5 protein-coding genes are annotated in these 7,708 nt (G+C 72.1%); 3 read left to right on the top strand and 2 right to left on the bottom strand.

Annotated features, from left to right (window positions below; translation table 11 throughout):
* Positions 1 to 1,233: chorismate-binding protein (locus AB0C20_RS11420; RefSeq protein WP_357567866.1), on the bottom strand; the 1,233-nt coding region annotated here is incomplete at its 3' end.
* A gap of 204 nt (positions 1,234 to 1,437) precedes the next feature.
* Here AB0C20_RS11420 and AB0C20_RS11415 point away from each other — a divergent pair.
* From AB0C20_RS11415 to AB0C20_RS11405, 3 genes are all read left to right on the top strand, one after another.
* Complete coding sequence (locus AB0C20_RS11415; RefSeq protein WP_357178152.1) at positions 1,438 to 2,850, top strand: FGGY family carbohydrate kinase; 1,413 nt, start codon at positions 1,438 to 1,440, stop codon at positions 2,848 to 2,850.
* 99 nt (positions 2,851 to 2,949) lie between these two features.
* Entirely contained in the window at positions 2,950 to 5,487 is a 2,538-nt protein-coding gene (locus tag AB0C20_RS11410) for an ATP-binding protein (RefSeq protein ID WP_357178149.1), read from the top strand.
* 5 nt (positions 5,488 to 5,492) lie between these two features.
* Positions 5,493 to 5,906 carry a roadblock/LC7 domain-containing protein gene (locus AB0C20_RS11405; protein ID WP_355008432.1) on the top strand — a complete coding sequence of 138 codons (414 nt, stop codon included), beginning with the start codon at positions 5,493 to 5,495 and terminating at the stop codon, positions 5,904 to 5,906.
* Positions 5,907 to 5,985: 79 nt separating this feature from the next.
* Here the strand turns inward: AB0C20_RS11405 and AB0C20_RS11400 are convergent, their stop codons facing one another.
* The gene (locus AB0C20_RS11400) at positions 5,986 to 7,329 is read right to left on the bottom strand and encodes a GH1 family beta-glucosidase (protein WP_357178145.1); all 1,344 of its coding nucleotides are present in this window, start codon (positions 7,327 to 7,329) and stop codon (positions 5,986 to 5,988) included.
* Positions 7,330 to 7,708: the final 379 nt, after the last annotated feature.

Genomic DNA, 7,708 nt, shown 5'->3' with positions numbered 1-7,708 from the left:
CGCGTAGACGCCCGGGTACGCGACGAGGCGGTGCGGCTGCTCGAACGCGCCGCCGCCGGTGGCCTCCAGACCACCGAAGTGCAGTTCTACAGGTTGACCGGCGGCCTTGGCGTGCGTCTCGGCCACCTCGCCGGCCGTCGTCGAATGCCGGACCAGTGTCGCGCCGACCGGCACCCGCAGTCGGCCGGTGGGGGAGATCTCGGCGGTCCGGATCAGGATCGGGGCGTCGAGCGTCTGCCGACCGGCCTCGTCGTGGCCGAGCAACGCCAACACGCCCCCGTAGTAGCCCCGGCCCCGGCGTTCGTGTCGGGCGATCACCCGGCAGGCGTTTTCGATCGGGCTGCCGGTGACGGTGGGGGCGAACATCGTCTCGCGCAGCACCTCCCGCACGTCGCGGGTGCCCCGTCCGGCGAGCAGGTACTCGGTGTGCGCCAGGTGCGACATCTCCTTCAACTGCGGCCCGATCACCTGCCCGCCGTGCTCGGCGACGGTGGCCATCATCTTCAGCTCCTCGTCGAGCACCATGTACAGCTCTTCGATCTCCTTCTCATCGGCGAGGAAGCGCAGCAGGGCCGCCCGGTCAGCGACGCCACCGGGGCAGCGGAAGGTGCCGCTGATCGGGTTCATCATCACCAGTCCGTCGTCGACGCTGACGTGCCGCTCCGGGCTGGCGCCGACAAGCGTCCGGGTGCCGGTGTGCACCACGAACGTCCAGTACGCGCCGCGTTCGGCGATCAGCAGCCGACGCAGTGCGGCGAGCGCGGCCCCCAGCGGTGGGCCCTGCACTGTGGCGTGCAGGGCGCGGTGGATGACGAAGTTGGCGCCCTCGCCGCGGCCGATCTCCTCGGACAACACCCGCTGCACGGTCCGCGCGTACTCCTCGTCGCTGACGTCGAAGCCGGCGTCGGTGGTGTGCACCGGTTCGTCGGGCAGCACGGCGAGGGCGTCGGTCAGGGTGATCCGTTGGTGCTCGCGGATCTGGAGGAACTCCAGTGGTGCGGCGTCGTCGACGCAGGCGAAGCCACGTTCGGTGATCTGCCGGTACGGCACCAGTGCGAGCGTCCGTGCCCCGGGCGGGCCCGCCGGCAGCGGGAGGTCGGTGAGCGCTTCGACGGTGTCGACCGGGCCGGTGAACAGGTCCAGGTCGTCCGCGCCCTCGCGGCGCAGCAGCGCGAACGGGCCGGGGTCGACGCCGTGCGCGACGGCGGCGAGCAGGTCGGTCAGGTGGGTCATCGGAGTCTCCGTCGGGCTGGGTGCCGCCGTCGAGCGGCCCTGGAGCCGGGAGATCCGGCGACCGCCTCGATGGCGGCCGCGTGGATGGAGCTACGCGCGGGAGATGGCCGCCGGGTCGGCGGGCCACCAACTGGTCAACTGCGCGAGCATGTGATCCACCCTACGCGCCCGTCGGCAGGCTGGCACGGGGTAACTTGACCGGCGATGAACATTCTCGCGCTCGACCTGGGCACCTCCTCGGTACGCGGGCTGGTGCTGGACGCGGACACCCAGCCGCTGCCCGGCGCTCTGGCCCGCCGCAAGGTCGATCTCGCCATTGGCGACGACGGCACCGGCACGCTGTCCGGTCGGGACTATCTGGCCAGCCTTGTCGAGTGTCTGGACGAGCTGGCCGACTCGGGGCACCTGCACGACGTCGGCCTGGTGGCGGTCTCCGCCCAGTGGCACTCGGTGCTCCCGCTGGACCGCGACGGCGCCCCCATGGGCCCGGTGGTCACCTGGCTGGACACCCGGCCCGCCCCGGTCGGGCGCACCGCCGGGCCGGCCGACCCGGACGGCTTCCACCAGCGCACCGGCTGCTGGTGGCACCGTTCGTACTGGTCGATGCGGTTGCCCTGGTTGCGTGAGCAGTCCGGCACCCCGATCGCCCGGTTCGTGGGTCTGCCCGAGTACGTGCTGGGCGAGTTGCTCGACTCGGCACCCATGTCGATCTCCCAGGCCTCCGGGACCGGTCTGCTGGATCTGCGCACCCTGCGCTGGGACGAGGAGGCGCTGACGCTGGCCGAGGCGCGGCCGGAGGAGCTGCCGCCGCTGGGCGAACTGGACTGGCACGGCCGGCTCCGGGTCGACCTGGCCCGTCGGTGGCCGCAGTTGGCGCAGGCCCGCTGGTCACCGCCGGTGGGCGACGGTGGGGCGTCGAACGTCGGCTCGGGCTGCGTCGATCCGAGCCGGGCCGCCGTCACGGTGGGCACCTCCGCTGCCGTACGGCTGATGCAGCGGATCCCGGCGGGCGAGCCGATGCCGCGCCTGCCCGAGCGGTTGTGGCGGTACCGGGTCGACCACGACCACGTGGTGACCGGGGCCGCGTACGCCAACGGCGGCAACCTCTTCGCCTGGGCGGACCGGGAGCTGCGGTTGCCTCGGGGCGCCGAGCTGGACGCGGCGCTGGCGCTGGTGCCGGCGGGTGGTGGCCGGCCGTCGGATCCCCGCTTCGGTGGCGACCGGGCGCCCGGGCTGGCGCCGGCGGGCAGCGGTGAGCTGCGCGGTCTGAGTTTCAGCACCACCTCGGTCGACATCCTGGCCGGGCTGATGCAGGGGTTGTGCGAGCTGGTCGCCGAGGATCTCGGGGTGCTGGAGTCCACAATCGACAAGCCGGTCGGTGTGGTGTTGGGCGGTGGTGCGGTGGCCGCCTCGGTGTGGTGGCGGCAGGCCTTCGCGACCGCGCTCGCACCGCGACCGGTGTCGCATCAACGCAACCCGGAGATCGGTGCCACAGGTGCCGCGTTGGTGGCGCTGGGGCGCTTCGGTGACGCGATCGAGCTCGCCGACATCGGCCGGACGGACGAGCTGGTTTTACCGACCACGGCAGGAGGTTCCCACCCGCAGTATCCTTCCTGAACCTTGGCCTCGCCCGGGCCGTTGACAGCGGTACCGAGCCTGGTTGGATGGACTGCGCTCCCCCGACCGCGGTGGACGCGGTAGGACGGAGGAGGCAGGGTGGCGGCAGGTCCCGACCCGGCGAACGGCGCGGTGTCGAACCATCGCCGACGCCGCTTCGATGTCCGAGTCGTTCCGCATCGACGGCGCTCGCCGTTCCGGCTGCGCGACTGGCGGATGAGCACGAAGCTCGCCACGGTGCTGCTGGTGCCGTCGATGGCGTTCCTCCTGCTCGCCGGGGTGCAGACCAGCACCCTGGTGGGGCGGACGACGGCGTTGAACGACTTCTCCAGCCAGGTCGGCATCGGCAGGCAGATCACCGCGGCGGTGCACCAGCTCCAGCAGGAGCGTGACCGTTCGGCGGGGGAGCTGGGTGAGCTGCGTAAGGGTGGTGACCGGCAGGCCGCCGCGAACGACCTGAAGCCGTTGCAGGCGGCCACCGACAAGGCCATCGTGGACCTCAGCCGGGCCGCCGAGCCCCTGGCCGACGCGGACGCGTCCTGGCGGGTGGCCTTCTCCGAGGCGCTGGAGGCGTACGACCAGGTGGTCGACATCCGCTCGGCGATCCCGCCGGCGGTGCTCAGCACCGAGACCATCCTGGGCAACTACCACCGGGCCGTCGGGGCGTTGCTCGACCTGCTCGCGGAACCGACGCCGGGGCAGAACCAGCCGGCGTTGAACGACGCGGTGCTGCGCTACGTCCAGTTGGCCCGGGTCAAGGAGCTCTCCTCCCGGGTGCGGGCCCAGCTCTACGCCGCCGCCCGCGCCGGTGCGTACGGCACCGAGGACCGGGTGGTCCTCGCCGACCTGCGCGGTCAGCAACTCACCGCGCTCGGCGCGTTCCGGGTGGCCGCGACCAGTGCGCAGATCCGCCGCTACGACGAGACCTCGGTGTCGCCGAGTTTCCTGGTCGCGACGGGGTTGGAGGAGCGCAGCCTGTCCTCCGGCGCCGCGTCGCCGCAGGTGTTGCCGTCGGAGCAGTGGTGGTCGGCCAGCCAGCAGCGTCAAGAGCTGCTGCGTCAGCTCGAGGCGGGTGTGCTCGACGACGCCGTACGGCAGGCAGAGGATGCCAGCGACGATCAGCTGCGGACGACCCTGCTGGTCGTCGGCGGGGTGGTCACGGTCCTGCTGGCCGCCCTGCTGATCTCGTTGCTGATCGGGCGGTCGGTCGCCCGGTCGATGCGGCTGCTGCGTAGCCAGGCGCTGCGGATCGCCCAGGTCGAGTTGCCGGACGCCCTGGACCGCCTCAAGACCGTCACCGGTGGGGTGCCGCGCATCGATGTCGCGCCGGCGGTGGTCCGCTCACTCGACGAGATCGGTGAGCTGGCCGAGGCGTTCGTGGCGGTGCACCGTAGCGCGGTCACTGTCGCCGTCGAGCAGGCGTTGATGCGGCGCAACGTCAACGCGATGTTCGTCAACCTGGCCCGCCGTAGCCAGGTGCTGGTGGAGCGTCAGCTCGAGCTGCTGGATGACCTGGAGCGCGAGGAGAGCGACCCCGACCAACTGGAGAACCTGTTCAAGCTCGATCACCTGGCCGCCCGGATGCGCCGTAACGACGAGAGCCTGCTGGTGCTCGCCGGCACCGACTCGACACGTCGGTGGAACCGGCCGGTCGGGCTCGGTGCGGTGCTGCTGGCCGCCGCCGCGGAGATCGAGCAGTACCAGCGGGTCCGGATCGAGTCGGTGGCCGATGTGCACGTGGTCGGGCACGCGGTTGGCGAGTTGGTGCACCTGCTGGCCGAGCTGCTGGAGAACGCCACTGCCTTCTCCCGCCCGGACACCGTGGTCGTGGTGACCGCCCGGGTCGAGGCGGGGGGTGCGCTGGTCGAGATCGTCGACCGGGGTCTGGGTATGAGCCCGACCGCGTTGGTGCAGGCGAACGAGGTGCTGGCCAGCCCTCCGGCCGCGGACGTCGCGGCGGTGGAGCGGATGGGGCACTTCGTGGTCAGTCACCTGGCGGCCCGGTTGGGCGTCCGCGTGCGGTTGGAGGGCGGCGAGGACGGCCTGGTCGCCCGGCTCGCCCTACCAGCGGTGTTGCTGGCGCCGGCGGGCAGTGTGGAGCTGGATGCGCCTCCGTCGGCGCGGATGCTGGCGGCGAGCGCGGCGCGAGGGCTGGTTCCGCAGCCGCAGGCAGCCCGGCAGGCCGCGGCCCCGACGCTGAACGGCGGGGTGCGGGACCTGCCGGTGGCCGGCCGCCCGCCGGGCGTCGGCGTGCCGCGTCAGGGCCGCCCGGTGCCGGTACGCGCCGAGGACGTGTTGACCCCCGCCGCTGCTCGCGGTGCGGGCGGGGGCTGGTACTCGCGGCAGGGCCCGACCGCGCCGGTGGTGCCCGCCGCGGCGGCGCCACCGACGATCCCGGTGACCGCCGGCACGAATGAGCGGGGATTGCCGGTGCGGGTGCCCATGGCGCAGTTGAGCGCTGTCACCCGTTCGGCACAACCGATGACGGCACCGACCCGCACCGACCCGGACCCGGAGGCGGTCGGCGGCATGCTCTCGCGGCTCTACAGCGGAGTACGGCGCGCCGAGGCTGAGGACACCACCGAGATACCCGTGCCACCGTCCGGGGGGCACGACGAAGGGGGACGACGACAGTGACGACGTTGAGCCAGGAGGCGCGTGACCTGAGCTGGCTGGTGAGCGCGTTCGCGGAGCGGGTGCCGGGTGTGGCGCACGCGGTGGTGGTCTCCTCTGACGGGCTGCTGGTGGCGATCTCCGATCACCTGCCGCGCGACAACGCGGACAAGCTCGCCGCGGTGACCTCCGGGCTGATGAGTATCACCGCCGGCGCGGCCTCGATGTTCGACGGCGACATCGTCAAGCAGACGGTGGTCGAGATGGGCCGTGGCTACTTCCTGGTGATGCAGATCCGCGACGGTTCGATTCTGGCCACGCTGGCCGCCGGTGACGCGGACATCGGCGTGGTGGGCTACGAGATGGCCCGGTTGGCCAAGCAGGCGGGGGAGATGCTCACCCCGGCCCTGCGGGCGGAGTTGCAGCAGGCGTTGCCCCGCTGAGTGAGCCGGCCGAGGCCCGGACGGTCACGGCTCACCCGAGCCGAGCCGTCCGGGCCCGGCCGTCCGGGTGGCGGCGCGGTCAGAAGCCGCCGTCGGCGATGACGGAGCGGTACCAGGTGGCGGAGTTCTTGAGCACCCGACGCTGGGTGGCGTAGTCGACGTAGACCAGGCCCCAGCGCTGGTCGTAGCCCTGGTCCCACTCGAAGTTGTCCAGCAGTGACCAGACGTGGAAGCTCTCCAGCGGCACTCCGTCGGCGATGGCCCGGTGCGCGGCGGTGAGGTGGTCGCGGAGGAACCTGATCCGCCCGATGTCCTGGACGGTGTCGTCCGCGCCCAGGGTGTCCGGTGTGGGTAGCCCGTTCTCGGTGATGGTGAGCGGGATCGGTCCGTACTCGCGGGTGATTCGGGTCAGCAGGTCGTACATGCCCTCGGGGTAGATCTGCTGCCATTCGGCCTCGGAGGTCGCCCAGCGGTGCGCGGTGCCGCCGTCGCCGGTGACGTAGATCGGGGTGTAGTACTGCACGGCCAGCAGGTCGATCGGCGCGGAGATGGTCTCCAGGTCGCCGTCGCGGATGCCCTGGACCATCCGGCTCTGCGGGCCCAGGTCGGCCAGCAGGTCCTCCGGGTAGCTGCCCTTGAGCAGGGAGTCGAGGTAGAGGCGGTTCTCGTAGGCGTCGTAGAGGTGGGCGGCCGCGGCAGCCTGCGGGGAGTCGTCGGCGGGGTAGCAGGGGTGCAGGTTGAGCGCGGGGCCGATGCGGCTGTCGCTGCCGGTGGCCCGCAGCGCGGCGACGGCGTACCCGTGGGCGAGTTGCAGGTGGTGGGCGACCAGGTAGGCGGCGTCCGGGTCCTGCCGCCCGGGGGCGTGGTGGCCGGTGAGGTAGCCGTTCTGCACCACGGTCTTGGGTTCGTTGATGGTGAGCCAGGCCGGCACCCGGTCGCCGAGGGCGCGGAAGACCACGTCGGCGTAGTCGGCGAAGCGGTGGGCGGTGTCGCGTGACTCCCAGCCGCCGGCGTCCTGGAGCGCCTGCGGGAGGTCCCAGTGGAACAGGGTGGCCATCGGGGTGATTCCGCGCTCGTGTAGGCCGTCGAGGAGGCGGCGGTAGAAGTCGAGGCCGCGTTGGTTGGGCGTGCCGGTGCCGTCGGGCTGGATCCGGGGCCAGGAGATGGAGAAGCGGTAGCTGCGCAACCCGAGGTCGCGCATGAGGTCGAGGTCCTCGGCGTAGCGGTGGTAATGGTCGATGGCCACGTCGCCGGTGTCGCCGTTGCGGGTGCGACCTGGGACGCGGCTGAAGGTGTCCCAGACCGACTCGCCGCGCCCGTCCTCCTTGGCGGCGCCCTCGATCTGGTAGGCGGAGGTGGCCGCGCCCCAGCCGAAGTTGTCCGGGAAGCGCAGCGGGCCGGCGGGCCCAATAGGTATCGACATGGATTCTCCTCATGGATACGGGGCCACCGCCGAAAGATTCGGGAGCGCTCCCATGATAGGGCAGACGCTGCCGGCCGGTCAGCCGGCCGTCAGAACGGCCGGCGCTGGCGGGTGGGAGACGGGTGTGGCCCCGAGCAGCGAACGAGGCCGTCCGGGCGGCGCGGCGCGCCTGTCCCGTCGGCCTCTTTTCCTATCGTGTACGGGGGTTTAGTGTGGGGACGGGGGAGGGCAACCCCCGTCCCCACCGTAACTGCACACGCACGGGCGGAATTTGGGTCCTGCCGTGCATGTCGCGCGGGAGCCGGGCCACGCGAGTGGCTCTGGTTCCACCTCCCTCCCTGTGGCGGGACGATGGCTGACGACGGCGTCCGGGCTGGCC

Origin of the sequence: Micromonospora sp. NPDC048843 (assembly GCF_040649965.1) — a bacterium.
Taxonomy (GTDB): Bacteria; Actinomycetota; Actinomycetes; order Mycobacteriales; family Micromonosporaceae; genus Micromonospora; species Micromonospora hortensis.
The sequence above is the reverse complement of the archived record's forward strand: the minus strand, read 5'-3'. Positions and strand labels throughout refer to the sequence as shown.